Consider the following 15,643-nt stretch of genomic DNA (forward strand, 5'->3'; position numbering starts at 1 on the left):
GGCAGCTTTGAAAAACAGAAAGCAGAATCTTACCAACGGTAATGAGCAAATGCTTTATTTGCTTCTGCCATTTTATGTGTATCTTCGCGTTTCTTAACTGCTGAACCAGTGTTGTTTGCAGCATCCATGATCTCACGTGCTAAACGAAGATCCATAGTATCTTCTCCACGTAGACGAGAATAGCTTACTAACCAACGTAGTGCAAGCGCTGAACGACGTTCTGGACGAACTTCGATAGGCACTTGGTAGTTAGAACCCCCAACACGGCGAGCTTTAACTTCAAGAACTGGCATAATATTTTTCATTGCTTCTTCAAAGACTTCCATAGGATCATTTCCAGTAGTTTCTTTGATTGTATCAAATGCGTTATAAAGAATAGTTGCAGCTTTACCACGTTTTCCATCAACCATTAAACGGTTGATCAAACGAGTAACCAATTTTGAATTGTAAATTGGATCTGGCAACACTTCACGTTTTGCGACAGGACCTTTACGAGGCATTCAAATTCCTCCTTTCGAATATGTTTAGTTTGTTGTGTTTTTTAACACGAGATTTATTTAGGTTTTTTAGTACCGTATTTAGAACGACCTTGTTTACGATCAGTAACTCCAGCAGTATCTAAAGCACCACGAACGATGTGGTAACGTACCCCTGGCAAGTCTTTAACACGGCCTCCACGAAGAAGTACCACACTATGTTCTTGTAAGTTGTGACCTTCACCTGGAATGTATGCTGTAACTTCGATCAAGTTAGATAGACGTACACGAGCATATTTACGTAAAGCAGAGTTAGGTTTTTTAGGAGTCATAGTACCTACACGAGTACATACACCACGTTTTTGTGGAGAGAATACAGTAGTTTGTTTTTTCTGTTTACTGTTATACCCTTTGTTTAAAGCAGGAGACTCAGATTTTTCAATTTTTGATTTACGAGGTTTGCGGACCAATTGGTTAATTGTTGGCATTTTTTGTTTCCTCCCTTCCGGTTATTAAATTCTAATCCCACACATCCAGGCGTTCCTTTTATTTCTAAAAAAATATACGCTGCATGACGCAACTTCTGGACAATATGGATATACGCCTTTGCAACAGTCAGAACGACTGGTTTACAGGAATCTGCGTACAAAAGCACCTTATGAATAATACCACGTCTAATTTTTTTTGTCAACAAACCGTAAAAGTTTTTTTCTTCTTTTTTGCCTAAAATTTTAAAACGGTTTTGCACGCTTTATTCGTACAGTACTAGTGACAAAAAACAAAGGCAGGAGATACGTATGGAAACAGTCTATCTATTGATTTTATGTGTTTACGGAGTTGTGTGGGGCTCTTTTTTAACCGTAGTCGGCTTAAGAGTCCCATTGAACCAGCCAATAACTGTTAGTCGTTCAGCTTGCCCTAATTGCCATCGCATATTAAGCGCCAAGGAATTGATCCCTGTTTTCTCTTTTTTGCACCAAAAAGGAAAATGCCGTAACTGCGGTCAGCAAATCTCTCTTATTTATCCCATTATTGAACTGGTGTCAGCTGCTGCCTTTTGTCTGATTTATGTATCCAGCAATGATCAACTGTTTCAGATAATCAGTCCAGGACTTTTACTTACATTTGGGATCATCTTTTCTGTTTCCGATCTGACTTATCAAATTCTGCCCGACCGAATCATGAGATGGTTCGCAACAACCGTTTTTGCTGCACATCTTTTCAATGATATGCAGGATTTCTTGTTCTATTCAGCAAGCGGCATCATATTCTTTCTGTTGTTTTATCTTTTCTACCGGATTTTTCCGGACAGCATAGGAGGGGGCGATGTGAAATGCTATGCCGTTTTAGGGTTTCTTTTAGGCTACCAGACGTGCGTTTTGGCCCTACTGTTAGCTTGTCTATTGGTTTTTGCAGTATACTTGCCGCTGCTGTTAGCCAAAAAGATCACTTCGCAGCAAGCCATCCCTTTTGCTCCTTTTATTTTTACAGGTGCTCTTCTAGCTTATTTCATTGGTCCAGCATTCTATGAGTGGCTAAATCTGTTGTTGTTCATCCAATAGACAAAAAAACAAAGAGAGGTTATCCCTCTCTTTGTTTAAATACACTGTCCAATTTTAGTCTTCCATAAAATAAGTGGTATGAACGAATTTCACTTCCATGAATTCTTCTACTCCGTATTTGCCGTTTTCACGACCTAATCCTGAGTATTTCACACCGCCGAAAGGAGCTTCTGATTGCGATACACCAGTATTATTTACACCTACCATACCGTATTCCAAAGCTGTGCTGATTTTTTCAGCAATGCGCATGTCTTTTGTAAATACATAAGAAGCTAACCCAAATACTGAATCGTTTGCCAGCTCAATGACTTCTTCTTCGTTCGTAAAGCCAATTAAAGGAATCACCGGACCGAATGTCTCATTATAGAAGATATCCATTTCTGTTGTCACTTTGTCCAATACAGTTGGTTGATAGAAGAAACCTTTTTCGTATTCTCCCTCATTTAATCGTCCTCCGCCGATCAATACCTCAGCGCCTTTTTCTTTTGCATCTGCGATTTGTGCATCAATGGTTTCTCTGGCATCTTCATTGATCAGTGGTCCGACCATGACATCATCCAATCCATTTCCAACAGTTACTTTCTCAACAGCTTCTACTAATGTTTCGGTAAATTCTTTTTTGATTGCTTCTTCAACAAAAATTCGATTAGGCGCAGTACAAGCTTGTCCATTATTTCTGAACTTCATAGCGACTAAAGTATCAACGGTTTGTTTGATAGGAGCATCTTTAAAGACGATAAAAGGAGCATGTCCGCCTAATTCCAGAGACATTTTTTTCAGTGTCTTGCCCGACTGTTCATACAGCATTTGACCGACTTCAGTAGAACCGGTAAACGTTAATTTACGTACATCTTTACTTTCTGCAAAAACTTCTCCGATGTCGCTTGCACGTCCCATCACTAAATTGACTACACCTTTTGGCAGTCCAGCTTTTTCAAATAGTTCAAACAAAGCAATTGCCGATAATGGAGTATTTCCAGCCGGCTTCAATACGATGGTACATCCAGCAGCGATTGCTGGAGAAATTTTGCGAACAATCATATTGGATGGGAAGTTCCATGGTGTGATGGCTCCAACTACTCCAATAGGTTGCTTTTTCACTTCATATTTATGGTTGTTCGGCGCAGGTATCGTTTCCCCATAAACGCGTCGAGCTTCTTCAGCATTCCAATGCAGATTGTCTACATTGGTTTTGATTTCGCCTTTTGCTTCTTTTAACGGCTTCCCTTGTTCCAACGTCATGATCAACGCCAAACGATCTGTATTTTCTTCTACCAAATCTGCCATTTTGTGCATGATGGCTACTCGTTCCTTCAATTCCCTTCCTGACCAGATTGGAAAAGCTTTTTTCGCTGCTTCTATAGCTTGGTGTACTTCTTCTTTCCCGCCTTGAGAAACTTGCACTAATTCTTCTCCTGTAGCAGGGTTGATCACTACACGTTTCTCTCTCGATCCATCAACCCAGTTTCCGTCAACAAATAATTTAGTCTGAATATTTGGTAATATTTGTTTTTCTGTCAAATAAATCCGCCTCCTGATTGAAGTTTTTCTATACGTTCCGTAACACGAAAACAACGTTCGTTACATATGCTTTCTTCTCTATTATTACTATATCTAATATATTACTATATCTAATAAAAATCTCAACTGATTTTATTTACTCTTCTTAAACTAATAAAATTCACGGCCCTAAACATCAATAAAGTCTGCAGTGAAATCCTTCTGCAGACTTTATTGATTAACCTATCACCACTATATTCCTTTGATTCGTTGTTGAGCAATTGTCAGTAGTGCTGCAGGGATTCTATAAGGCGAACAAGAAACATAATCGACCCCTTCCTTCAATAAAAATTGGATCGATTCTGGATCCCCACCTACTTCACCACAAATACCGATAGAAACTTTTTTGCTTGTTGCTTTGATTTTTTGAATAGCTTCATGTAAGAGCACCCCTACACCATCTACATCAATATGTTGGAATGGATCACTTGGCATGATATTTTTTTGTTCGTAATCTTGAACAAACTTTCCAATATCATCTCTAGAAAATCCATAAGTCAATTGAGTCAGATCGTTTGTTCCAAAACTGATAAAATCTACTTGCTCCGCTATTTTATCTGCAATTAAGCAAGCTCGTGGTGTTTCGATCATCGTTCCGATTTGATAAGAAACTCTTTTACCCATTTTTTCAAATATTGTTTCACTTTTTCGAACAAGAGACTCTTTTATGAGTGCCAGTTCTTTTTCGATAGATACCAAAGGAATCATGATCTCCGGTACTACTTCAATTCCTTTTTCTTCTCCAACTTCGATCGCTGCCTCCATAATGGCTTCTACTTGCATCTCATAGATTTCTGGATCAGTCACTGCTAAACGACATCCTCGATGACCAAGCATGGGATTATTCTCAGCTAATCCTTCTATTCTATATTGCAGATCTTCTACTGAAATGCCTAACACTTCTGCCACGGTTGGTATCTCTTTTTCATTTGGTAAAAATTCATGCAAAGGCGGATCCAATAAACGAATGATAGCCGATTTACCATTCGCTAGAGAAAAAATGGTTTTAAAATCTTCCTTTTGAAATTCTTTCAGGTTAGTTAAAGCCTTGATTTTAGCCTGTTTGTCGTCTTCTAAAATCATTTTCCTCATCTCTAAGATTCGTTTTTCGCCGAAGAACATGTGCTCCGTACGGACTAATCCCATCCCTTCGCCTCCTAATTCTAAAGAAGCTGCGATTTCTTTACCTGTTTCTGCGTTGGCCTTAACACGAACATCGCTTAATTCTTTACACCATTGTACAATTTTGCTCAATGTGCTAGAGCCGCCTCCGTGGTTTTCTTTTGCAATTTCTCCTAAATACACCTTACCAGTCGATCCGTTAACAGAGATCAATGTGCCTTCTAGTATTTCTTGCCCATTGGTATAAGCTTTTCTTTGCTGCTCATCAATCACGAGTTGGTCGCATCCTACTACACAACAAGCTCCCATACCTCGAGCCACTACAGCTGCATGAGAGGTCATTCCGCCTCTAGCTGTAACGATTGCTTCACTTATAGCCATTCCTTCAATGTCTTCAGGTGATGTTTCATTTCGAAGCAAAATCGTCTTATCCCCAGCAGCATTAGCCTCTTTTGCAGCTTCAGCGGTAAAATATACCTTCCCACTAGCAGATCCTGGACTAGCCGGCAATCCTTGGACTAACGGACTATGTTTCGCCAACTCACTCGCTACAAATGTGGGATGTAACAACTGATCCATCATTGATGGCGTTAAACGCATAAGCCCTTCTTCTTTAGAGATAACTCCTTCTTCCACTAGATCTAACACGATTTCTACAGCTGCTTTAGAGGTGCGTTTGCCATTTCGTGTTTGCAGAATGAATAATTTGCCGTTCTCAATCGTAAATTCAATATCTTGCATATCTTCATAATGCTTTTCCAACTTTTCTGCTATCTCTGTGAATTGGTCATATGTTTCAGGCATGATCTGTTTCAATTCAGAGATCTCTTTTGGAGTTCGAATTCCTGCTACCACGTCTTCTCCTTGAGCATTCATTAAAAATTCTCCAAACAATCCAGTTTCGCCAGTAGAAGGGTTGCGAGTAAAGGCTACACCTGTACCGCTTTTCATACCTGAATTTCCGAAAACCATTTCTTGTACTGTTACTGCAGTACCCAAGTCATCTGAGATTCCATTCATTTTGCGATATATTTTGGCTCTTGGATTATTCCAAGAATGAAAAACAGCCTCTACCGCTCCATATAATTGTTCCTTAGGATCTTGTGGAAACCCCTCTCCTAAATGACTATAGTAAACTTTTTTGAACTGGCGAGTAATTTCTTTCCAATCTTCATCCATCAATTCCGTGTCCATCAGATAATTTTTTTGGTTCTTATAATGGGTTAAGACTGTTTCAAAATAGTTTTTATCGACTCCTTTGACTACATCCCCATACATTTGAATCAGTCTTCTATAGCAGTCGTAAGCAAATCCCGCATTATTCGTCACACCAGCTACTACTTCTACAACTTGATCATTCATACCTAAATTTAAAATCGTATCCATCATGCCAGGCATAGAAAAACGTGCACCGCTTCGGATAGAAACTAATAGCGGTCGTTTTGGATCGTCCAGCTTTTTCTGCGTAACCCTCTCAAGCATGTCTATTTGTTGTTCTATCTGTTCTTTCAACGAAAAACTCAGCGCTTTTTTTTCTAAGTAATCTAAGCATGCTTCTGTTGTGATAATGAAGCCATTAGGTACAGGCATCCCTAAACGAGACATCTCTGCTAAGTTAGCTCCTTTTCCACCAAGAAGTCCGGTCATTTCTTTGCTGCCTTCAGAAAATAAATAAACCCATTTAGTTGCTTCAGTTTGTAAATACATCCTCATAACCTCCAATTAGTGTATCACATATAACTTAAAAAGATTATATAGTGTAACACATTAATTAGTCAAGTACTTTATTTCAAGTATTGATTTTGAATAGTGTGTTATATATAATAAAATCATCTTAATAAATGAGGGACATACTGATGAAACTAACTGAAAGACAATTAAAAATCATTGAAATCGTAAAAGAAAACGAACCAGTCAGCGGAGATAAAATTGCACAACACCTGGATTTGAGCAGAGCTACTTTGAGAAGCGATTTTTCCGTATTAACGATGACAGGAATACTCGATGCCCGTCCAAAAGTTGGATATTTTTACAGTGGACAAAGTCTTAAACCGTTGCTTTTCGAAAAAATGTACGAAGTTTCTGTAAAAGAAGTCATGTTACCACCTATAATGGTCGACCCAAATCTTTCAATATACGATGCAGCAACCAATCTGTTCATGTACGATGTAGGGTCGTTGTATGTCAAAAATGAGAATCAAGAATTATTAGGTGTGATTTCAAGAAAAGATTTTTTACGTTTTATGATTGGTAATGCCCACGCAGAAAAAACTCCTGTGGCAATGATTATGACTCGGATGCCGAATATTTTCACGATCACACCTGAATGGACCATTTTAGAAGCGGGTAATTTACTGATGCAACATCAGGTGGATTCTTTACCAGTTTTAGAGTCAGCAGATTCTAACCGTGTAGTAGGTAAAGTGACTAAAACACGTATTCTGCATCATTTCATTCACACAGGTAATGATGCTACTAAAGATTTAAAGGAGATATAAATCATGGAAAACTCTACCAAACCCATTTACATTATTTCTGATTCCGTTGGCGGAACAGCAAAAACTCTTACTTCAGCAGTTTTAGCTCAGTTTCCTAATTTAAATACAGCTGAATTAAAGCGCTTCCCCTTCATAACTGAAATAGATCAAATAGAAGACATTTTAATTGATGCTGAAAAAGAACGTGCATTGATTGTTACGACCTTAGTCAATAAAGAACTGATCAAGTATGTTGAGCGTTTCTCAGAAAAATCAGCTTTATATCATGTTGATTTGATGTCTCCTTTGACGAAATCGATGGAGGAACATTTCGAAACCAGTTCGATTCAACAGCCAGGTGCGTTGCATAAATTAAATGCAAGTTACTTCAATAGAGTTTCGGCTATGGAATTCGCTGTTCGTTACGACGATGGTAAAGAACCTTCGGGTATTCTAAAAGCCGATATTATTTTATTAGGCGTCTCCAGAACTTCTAAAACGCCTTTAAGTCTATACTTAGCAAACCTTGGATATAAAGTCGTCAATATACCGATTATTCCAGAAGCTCAAATCCCTGAAGAACTGTTTAAAGTTCCATCCGAAAAAATCATCGGGCTGACTACAACATCCCGCACTTTATCAAAAGTTCGACAAGCTCGCTTAGCCTCTTTAGGTCTGCAAAAAAATAGTTTATATGCCGATGAAGCTCGAATCAAACAAGAATTAGCTGCTGCTGTTGACCTATTCGACCGCTTAGAAATTTTGACGATTGATGTTGAAAATCGCTCCATTGAAGAAACTGCTGTTCTGATTGAAGAGTATTACCGCGAGACTTTCCATCGAAGCCAGTCAATCACTTGATCTTTCTCTTTTTTAACAAATATAATTCCTGCGAATAGTACATTTTTTTAAACTATTACAAAAATACATCGATTCAAGTTCCTATAACTTTTTGAGATAAAGCAAAAAAGCCAAGCAGCTAGACATAAAGTCTAGTCGCTTGGCTTTTTATAATCCATTAAAATTCTGAAGGAGTTTCTGTTTCTAAATCATTGATGCTGTAAACATTTTCGCTTACAACGCCAATTCCTTTAGGATCCATCTTACGGTATTTACGCATTCCTGTACCAGCTGGAATGATCTTACCGATGATAACATTTTCTTTCAATCCTAATAATGGGTCGCGTTTACCGCGGATAGCAGCATCTGTCAAGACGCGAGTTGTTTCTTGGAATGATGCAGCAGACAAGAAACTGTTTGTTTCAAGTGATGCTTTAGTGATTCCAAGCAATACAGGACGACTTGTAGCTGGCAGACCGCCAGTCGTTAAGACTGCTTTATTTTTCTCTGTAAATTCAGCGATATCGATTTTCGCACCTGGCAATAGATCAGTATCACCTGGGTCAAGAACTCGAACTTTACGCAACATTTGACGAACCATAACTTCGATATGTTTGTCCCCAATTTCTACCCCTTGCATACGGTATACTTTTTGAACTTCGGCTAACATATAGTTTTCGACCGTCAATACATCACTAATGTCGATCAATTCTTTCGGATCAATAGAACCTTGAATCAAGGCTTGTCCACGTTGAACGATATCTCCTTCAGCTACTTGCATACGAGAAGTGTAAGGAACAGTGTAGGTACGTGTATCTGTTGCACCTTTGATCGTTACTTCTTTAATACGCTCAGCTTGTTTATCTTCAATAGAGATAACTTCACCGGTAACTTCAGTAATTGTTGCACGTCCTTTTGGATGACGAGCTTCGAAGATCTCTTGGATACGAGGAAGACCTTGAGTAATATCGTCTCCGGCAACCCCACCAGTATGGAAAGTACGCATTGTTAACTGAGTACCTGGCTCACCGATTGATTGAGCGGCGATTGTTCCAACTGCTTCTCCAACTTCAACTTCGCTACCAGTAGCCAAGTTGCGTCCGTAACAGTATTTACATACCCCATGAGGAGTGTTACATGTAAATGCAGAACGGATTGTTACTTCTTCGATACCAGCATCTAAAATAACTTTGGATAATGGTTCTGTGATTAATTCGTTTCTTCCAACGATCACTTCACCAGTTTCAGGGTGAATAACAGATTTGTTCGTGTAACGACCAATCAAACGCTCTTCAAGAGGCTCGATAACTTCGTTGCCGTTCACAATAGCGCGAACAACTAAACCGCGGTCAGTATGACAGTCAGTTTCACGAATAATAACATCTTGAGCAACGTCAACTAAACGACGAGTCAAGTAACCAGAGTCGGCTGTCTTCAAGGCTGTATCGGTCATACCTTTACGAGCCCCATGGGTAGAGATAAACATTTCCATAACGCTTAGACCTTCACGGAAGTTCGAAGTGATCGGTAATTCCATGATTTGTCCGTTCGGAGCAGCCATCAATCCACGCATACCAGCTAACTGAGTAAAGTTGGAGATGTTACCACGGGCTCCAGAGTCACTCATCATAAAGATTGGGTTTCTGTCGTCCAACACTTCCATTAATTTTTGTTGGATAGTGTCTTTAGCAGCATTCCAGATATCAATAACTTTAGAGTAACGTTCTTCGTCAGTGATCAAACCACGACGGAACTGTTTAGTAACTTTCTCAACTTGTTTATGAGCGTCATCTAGAATTGCTTCTTTTTCTCTTAACACAGCGATATCGGCGATACCTACTGTGATACCAGATTTAGTTGAATGTTTGTAACCCAAGTTTTTCATTCTGTCCAACATTTTTGAAGTTTCAGCGACTTTGAATCGTTTGAATACTTCAGCGATGATGTTACCAAGATTTTTCTTCTTGAACGGTTTAACTAATTCTTGTTCAGCAATAAATGCTGGAATGTCTGTTCCATATTCAACGAAGTATTTATCTGGTGTTTGAACTTCTAAGTTTACTTGTGTTGGTTCGTTCAAGTAAGGGAATTCTACTGGCATGATTTGGTTAAAGATCAATTTACCAACAGTGGTAATCAATACTTTATCGCGTTGCCATTCAGTAAATGGTTTGTTTTTAATATCAGAAACTTGGATACCCACTCTAGAGTGCAAGTGAACATATCCTTGTTGATAAGCCATTTCAGCTTCTTCGATACTACTAAATACCATTCCTTCGCCTTCACGACCGTCTTCTTCCATCGTCAAGTAGTAGTTACCTAAAACCATATCTTGAGATGGTGTAACAACTGGTTTACCATCTTTAGGGTTCAAGATGTTTTGTGCACCTAACATTAAAATACGTGCTTCAGCTTGAGCAGCGTCGCTTAATGGAACGTGGACAGCCATTTGGTCCCCATCAAAGTCGGCGTTATAAGCTTCACACACTAATGGGTGCAAACGAATCGCTTTACCTTCTACTAAGATTGGTTCAAATGCTTGGATCCCTAATCTATGCAATGTCGGTGCGCGGTTCAATAGAACTGGATGTTCACGGATAACTTCTTCCAATACATCCCAGATATCTTCATCTTGGCGTTCGATTTTACGTTTAGCATTTTTGATGTTGTTCGCGATTCCGCGTTCAACTAATTCTTTCATTACGAAAGGTTTGAACAATTCAACAGCCATTTCTTTCGGCAATCCACATTGGTACATTTTTAATGTAGGACCAACAACGATAACTGAACGACCTGAATAGTCAACACGTTTACCCAGCAAGTTTTGACGGAAACGACCTTGTTTCCCTTTCAACATGTGAGAAAGTGATTTTAATGGACGGTTACCTGGTCCAGTAACTGGACGGCCACGACGACCATTATCGATCAACGCATCTACTGCTTCTTGCAACATACGTTTCTCATTTTGAACAATGATGTTTGGTGCGTTTAAGTCTAATAAACGTTTCAAACGGTTGTTACGGTTGATCACTCGGCGGTACAAGTCATTCAAGTCACTTGTTGCAAAGCGTCCACCTTCCAATTGAACCATCGGACGAATTTCCGGAGGGATAACTGGAACAACATCCATAACCATCCATGTAGGATCGTTACCGGACAAGCTGAAAGCTTCCATGATGTCTAAACGACGGATCGCACGAGTTCTCTTTTGTCCTGTTGCAGTAGTCAAATCTTCTTTTAATTCAGCTACTTCTTTTTCAATGTTTACATCGTCTAACAATTGTTTGATCGCTTCAGCACCCATTCCGGCTTTAAACTCGTTGCCGTATTGAGCACGTTTTTCGCGATATTCTCTTTCAGTCAGCAATTGTTTCTTTTCAAGCGGTGTGTTGCCTGGTTCAATAACGACATAAGAAGCAAAGTAAATGACCTCTTCTAGAGCACGAGGACTCATGTCTAAAACAAGACCCATTCTGCTTGGAATACCTTTAAAGTACCAAATGTGTGTTACTGGTGCTGCTAACTCGATATGTCCCATACGTTCACGACGTACTTTTGAACGAGTAACTTCAACACCACAACGGTCACAAACGATTCCTTTATAACGGATACGTTTGTATTTACCACAGGCACATTCCCAGTCTTTAGATGGGCCGAAGATGCGCTCGCAGAATAAACCATCACGTTCAGGTTTCAGCGTCCGGTAATTGATTGTTTCCGGTTTTTTAACTTCACCATAAGACCAACTGCGGATTTTATCAGAAGAAGCCAAACCTATTTGCATACTTTCAAAATTATTAACGTCTATCAAGGGGCCAACCTCCCTTTATTTGTTGAGCTGCCCTAACTGCTCGAATTGTTTCGTACTTAATTGAATAAGATGCAGAGTTGGTCTCGGCTTTGAAACCAACTCTCTTACGCATTTATTCAGTTTCTTGTTCTTGTCTAACTCTTTCTTGTTCTTCAGCGTATTTGCTCAACGCATCAACAGTACCGATGTCATCGTCATCGTCCATATCGCGTAATTCAATTTCTTCGTCTTGTGCGTCCAATACTTTCATGTCTAGTCCAAGAGATTGCAACTCTTTTACTAATACACGGAAAGATTCAGGAACACCAGGAGTCGGAATTGGTTCACCTTTAACGATTGCTTCGTAAGTTTTCACACGTCCAACAACATCATCGGATTTGTACGTTAAGATTTCTTGTAAAGTATAAGCAGCTCCATAAGCTTCAAGAGCCCAAACTTCCATCTCACCAAAACGTTGTCCACCGAATTGAGCTTTACCACCCAATGGTTGTTGTGTCACAAGAGAGTATGGTCCAGTAGAACGAGCATGTAATTTGTCGTCAACCATGTGAGCCAATTTGATCATGTACATAACCCCAACGGTTACACGGTTATCAAATGGTTCACCTGTACGTCCATCATACAATACTGTCTTAGCATCTGCTGCCATACCGGCTTCTTTAACAGTAGCCCATAAGTCTTCTTCACGAACTCCGTCAAATACTGGAGTTGCGATACGAATACCTAAACGACGAGCAGCCATACCCATATGTGTTTCAAATACTTGTCCAATGTTCATACGAGAAGGAACCCCAAGTGGATTCAACATGATATCAACTGGTGTACCATCTGGTAAGAACGGCATATCTTCTTCAGGCAAGATCAGGGAAACTACCCCTTTATTACCATGACGTCCAGCCATTTTATCCCCAACGTTGATTTTACGTTTTTGAACGATATAAACACGAACTAACATATTTACACCTGGTGATAATTCATCGCCGGCTTCACGAGTAAAGATCTTAACATCATGAACGATTCCGCCGCCACCATGAGGTACGCGTAATGAAGTATCTCTAACTTCACGAGCTTTTTCTCCAAAAATCGCGTGCAGCAAGCGTTCTTCAGCAGATAATTCCGTAACCCCTTTAGGAGTAACTTTACCTACTAACAAGTCGCCATCTTTAACTTCAGCACCGATACGGATAATACCCATTTCGTTCAAGTTCTTCAGTGCGTCGTCACCGACGTTTGGAAGTTCACGAGTGATTTCTTCAGGTCCAAGTTTTGTATCACGAGCTTCTGATTCATATTCTTCAATATGGATAGAAGTATAAACGTCATCTTTTACTAAACGTTCACTCATGATGATAGCATCCTCAAAGTTGTATCCGTCATAAGTCATGAAAGCAACTACCGGGTTTTGACCAAGTGCCATTTCACCTTGATCCATTGATGGACCATCAGCTAAAATTTCACCTTTGTCTACACGGTCGCCTTTAGAAACGATCGGATTTTGGTTGTAAGAAGTACCTGAGTTAGAACGTTGGAATTTGATTACTGAATATTTGTCCAAAGCACCATTGTCGCGGCGAACACGGATTTGATCAGCATCTACATACTCAACAATTCCGTCATTCTTACAAATCATAGCTGCTCCAGAGTCTCTTGCAGTTACATGTTCCATACCAGTTCCTACTAAAGGAGCATCTGGTTTGATCAACGGTACAGCTTGACGCTGCATGTTGGCACCCATCAAGGCACGGTTGGAGTCATCGTTTTCCAAGAAAGGAATACATGCTGTCGCAACGGCAACTACTTGTTTAGGTGAAACGTCCATGTAGTCTACACGAGATACAGACATCTCTAAGTTTTCATCTTTGTAACGAGCTAGAACGATATCATTTGTAAATGTACCATCTTCGTTTAATGGAGCATTCGCTTGAGCGATAACGTAATTATCTTCTTCGTCAGCTGTTAAATAATCGATGTGCTCTGTTACTTTTCCAGTTTCACGATCCACACGACGGTACGGTGTTTCGATGAAACCAAATTTGTTTACTTTAGCAAAACTAGATAAACTGTTGATCAATCCGATGTTGGGACCTTCAGGAGTCTCGATAGGACACATACGGCCATAGTGAGAATAGTGAACGTCTCGAACTTCGTATCCAGCACGGTCTCTTGTCAAACCGCCGGGCCCTAAGGCAGATAAACGACGTTTGTGCGTCAACTCTCCTAATGGGTTTGTTTGGTCCATGAATTGAGACAATTGAGAAGAACCAAAGAATTCTTTGATTGATGCTACAACTGGACGAATATTGATCAATTGTTGTGGTGTTACAGTAGACATATCTTGAATAGACATACGTTCACGAACCACACGTTCCATACGAGACAAACCAATACGGTATTGGTTTTGCAGCAATTCACCAACTGAACGGATACGACGGTTACCTAAGTGGTCAATGTCGTCTACGTTGCCGATGCCTTCTTGCAAGTTGAAGAAGTAGCTCATTGATGCAAGGATATCTGCAGGAGTCACATGTTTGTGGTCTTCTGAAACATTTCCGTTACCAATCACGTTTACAATGCGTTCAGGATCTTCTTTAGAATAAACTTTTACGATTTGCAATGTGATAGGTTCTGGAACTACACCATCTTCACTTGGATAGAAAGTAACATTGTTCAATCCATTGTCCAAGTGCTCTTCCAATTTGTTCATTTGGTCGCGGTCTAATAGCGTACCAGCTTCTACAATGATTTCTCCTGTTTCAGAATCAATCAATGTTTCTGCTACTGTTTGGTTGAACAAACGAGTTTTCAAGCTTAATTTTTTATTTACTTTGTAACGACCTACTGCTGCCAAGTCATAACGTTTTGGGTCGAAGAAACGAGCTGTCAGTAAGCTTCTTGAGCTGTCAGCTGTTTTCGGCTCACCTGGACGTAGTCGTTCGTATACATCTTTAAGGGCTTCTTCTGTACGAGAGTCGCTCGCATTTTTATGAATGTCTTTTTCTAACGTTAAGTTCAATGATTCGTTTGAACCAAAAATGTCTAAGATTTGATCATCAGAACCGAATCCTAACGCACGAACAAGTACACTCAAAGGAATTTTACGCGTACGGTCGATACGTACATACGTAATGTTTTTAGCATCTGTTTCAAATTCTAACCAAGCTCCACGGTTAGGGATCAATGTAGAACCGAAACTTTCGCGGCCATTTTTATCAATCTTCAAGTTGAAATACACACCTGGTGAGCGAACTAATTGAGAAACAATAACACGCTCAGCTCCATTGATAATAAAAGTACCCATTTCAGTCATTAATGGGAAATCACCAAAAAATACTTCTTGGTCTTTTACTTCCCCAGTTTCTTTGTTGATCAAGCGTAATTTTACATATATAGGTGCGGAATAATTTGCGTCATGAGCACGAGCTTCTGAAACAGAGTATTTTGGTTCTTGTAATGTGTAATCCAAAAACTCTAGTGATAAGTTTCCTGCGAAGTCTTCGATTGGTGAAATATCTCTAAACATTTCACGTAATCCTTCATCTAAGAACCATTGATATGAGTCTGATTGGATTTCAATCAGATTCGGCAGTTCTAAAACTTCATTGATACGTGCATAACTTCTACGTGTACGGTGTTTACCGTAATTTACTAAGTGGCCTGCCAACCTGTTCACCCCTTAAAAAGATTATTCGTATCTTCCTATATGCCGCCTTATATTACATTTGTGTTACAAATGAAAAACTTGCTGAAAAAGACGATTCCTACCCTGTTTTTAGGCAAAAAAAAACCAAAAGATCC

At 39.6% G+C, this 15,643-nt stretch carries 9 protein-coding genes; 3 read left to right on the top strand and 6 right to left on the bottom strand.

Going from position 1 to position 15,643, the window contains the following annotated elements:
• Window positions 1–29: 29 nt before the first annotated feature.
• Together rpsG and rpsL are read right to left on the bottom strand one after the other, a co-directional pair.
• A complete protein-coding gene (gene rpsG, locus LMF32_RS04990; protein ID WP_230524043.1) occupies window positions 30–500 on the bottom strand; it encodes a 30S ribosomal protein S7 in 471 nt (156 codons plus the stop codon).
• 53 nt (window positions 501–553) lie between these two features.
• Window positions 554–964, bottom strand: a complete 411-nt coding sequence (rpsL, locus tag LMF32_RS04995; protein WP_092480894.1) for a 30S ribosomal protein S12 — start codon at window positions 962–964, stop codon at window positions 554–556.
• A 309-nt stretch (window positions 965–1,273) separates the two neighbouring features.
• On the opposite strand from rpsL, the gene LMF32_RS05000 reads away from it, so the two are divergent.
• On the top strand, window positions 1,274–2,038 hold the full coding sequence (locus LMF32_RS05000) for an A24 family peptidase (RefSeq protein WP_230524044.1): 765 nt from the start codon (window positions 1,274–1,276) through the stop codon (window positions 2,036–2,038).
• 54 nt (window positions 2,039–2,092) lie between these two features.
• Here the strand turns inward: LMF32_RS05000 and LMF32_RS05005 are convergent, their stop codons facing one another.
• On the bottom strand, window positions 2,093–3,559 hold the full coding sequence (locus LMF32_RS05005) for an NAD-dependent succinate-semialdehyde dehydrogenase (protein ID WP_230524045.1): 1,467 nt from the start codon (window positions 3,557–3,559) through the stop codon (window positions 2,093–2,095).
• A 231-nt stretch (window positions 3,560–3,790) separates the two neighbouring features.
• Entirely contained in the window at window positions 3,791–6,427 is a 2,637-nt protein-coding gene (gene ppdK, locus LMF32_RS05010) for a pyruvate, phosphate dikinase (RefSeq protein WP_230524046.1), read from the bottom strand.
• A 149-nt stretch (window positions 6,428–6,576) separates the two neighbouring features.
• Between ppdK and LMF32_RS05015 the strand changes: the two genes are divergently transcribed.
• Both LMF32_RS05015 and LMF32_RS05020 read left to right on the top strand, forming a co-directional pair.
• Entirely contained in the window at window positions 6,577–7,218 is a 642-nt protein-coding gene (locus LMF32_RS05015) for a helix-turn-helix transcriptional regulator (RefSeq protein WP_230524047.1), read from the top strand.
• A 3-nt stretch (window positions 7,219–7,221) separates the two neighbouring features.
• Window positions 7,222–8,058: a pyruvate, water dikinase regulatory protein gene (locus LMF32_RS05020; RefSeq protein ID WP_230524048.1), complete on the top strand. Its 837-nt coding sequence runs from the start codon at window positions 7,222–7,224 to the stop codon at window positions 8,056–8,058.
• A 157-nt stretch (window positions 8,059–8,215) separates the two neighbouring features.
• Here the strand turns inward: LMF32_RS05020 and rpoC are convergent, their stop codons facing one another.
• Window positions 8,216–11,848, bottom strand: a complete 3,633-nt coding sequence (gene rpoC, locus LMF32_RS05025) for a DNA-directed RNA polymerase subunit beta' (RefSeq protein WP_278046264.1) — start codon at window positions 11,846–11,848, stop codon at window positions 8,216–8,218.
• 112 nt (window positions 11,849–11,960) lie between these two features.
• On the bottom strand, window positions 11,961–15,518 hold the full coding sequence (gene rpoB / locus LMF32_RS05030; protein WP_092480890.1) for a DNA-directed RNA polymerase subunit beta: 3,558 nt from the start codon (window positions 15,516–15,518) through the stop codon (window positions 11,961–11,963).
• Window positions 15,519–15,643 lie beyond the last annotated feature (125 nt).

Origin of the sequence: Desemzia sp. C1 (assembly GCF_020882875.1) — a bacterium.
Lineage (GTDB): Bacteria > Bacillota > Bacilli > Lactobacillales > Carnobacteriaceae > Desemzia > Desemzia incerta.

Bases quoted from the DNA above. Each gene is read 5' to 3' on its own strand.
- rpsG (WP_230524043.1), bottom strand. From the start codon at position 500: ATGCCTCGTAAAGGTCCTGTCGCAAAACGTGAAGTGTTGCCAGATCCA.
- rpsL (WP_092480894.1), bottom strand. From the start codon at position 964: ATGCCAACAATTAACCAATTGGTCCGCAAACCTCGTAAATCAAAAATT.
- LMF32_RS05000 (WP_230524044.1), top strand. From the start codon at position 1,274: ATGGAAACAGTCTATCTATTGATTTTATGTGTTTACGGAGTTGTGTGG.
- ppdK (WP_230524046.1), bottom strand. From the start codon at position 6,427: ATGTATTTACAAACTGAAGCAACTAAATGGGTTTATTTATTTTCTGAA.
- LMF32_RS05015 (WP_230524047.1), top strand. From the start codon at position 6,577: ATGAAACTAACTGAAAGACAATTAAAAATCATTGAAATCGTAAAAGAA.
- LMF32_RS05020 (WP_230524048.1), top strand. From the start codon at position 7,222: ATGGAAAACTCTACCAAACCCATTTACATTATTTCTGATTCCGTTGGC.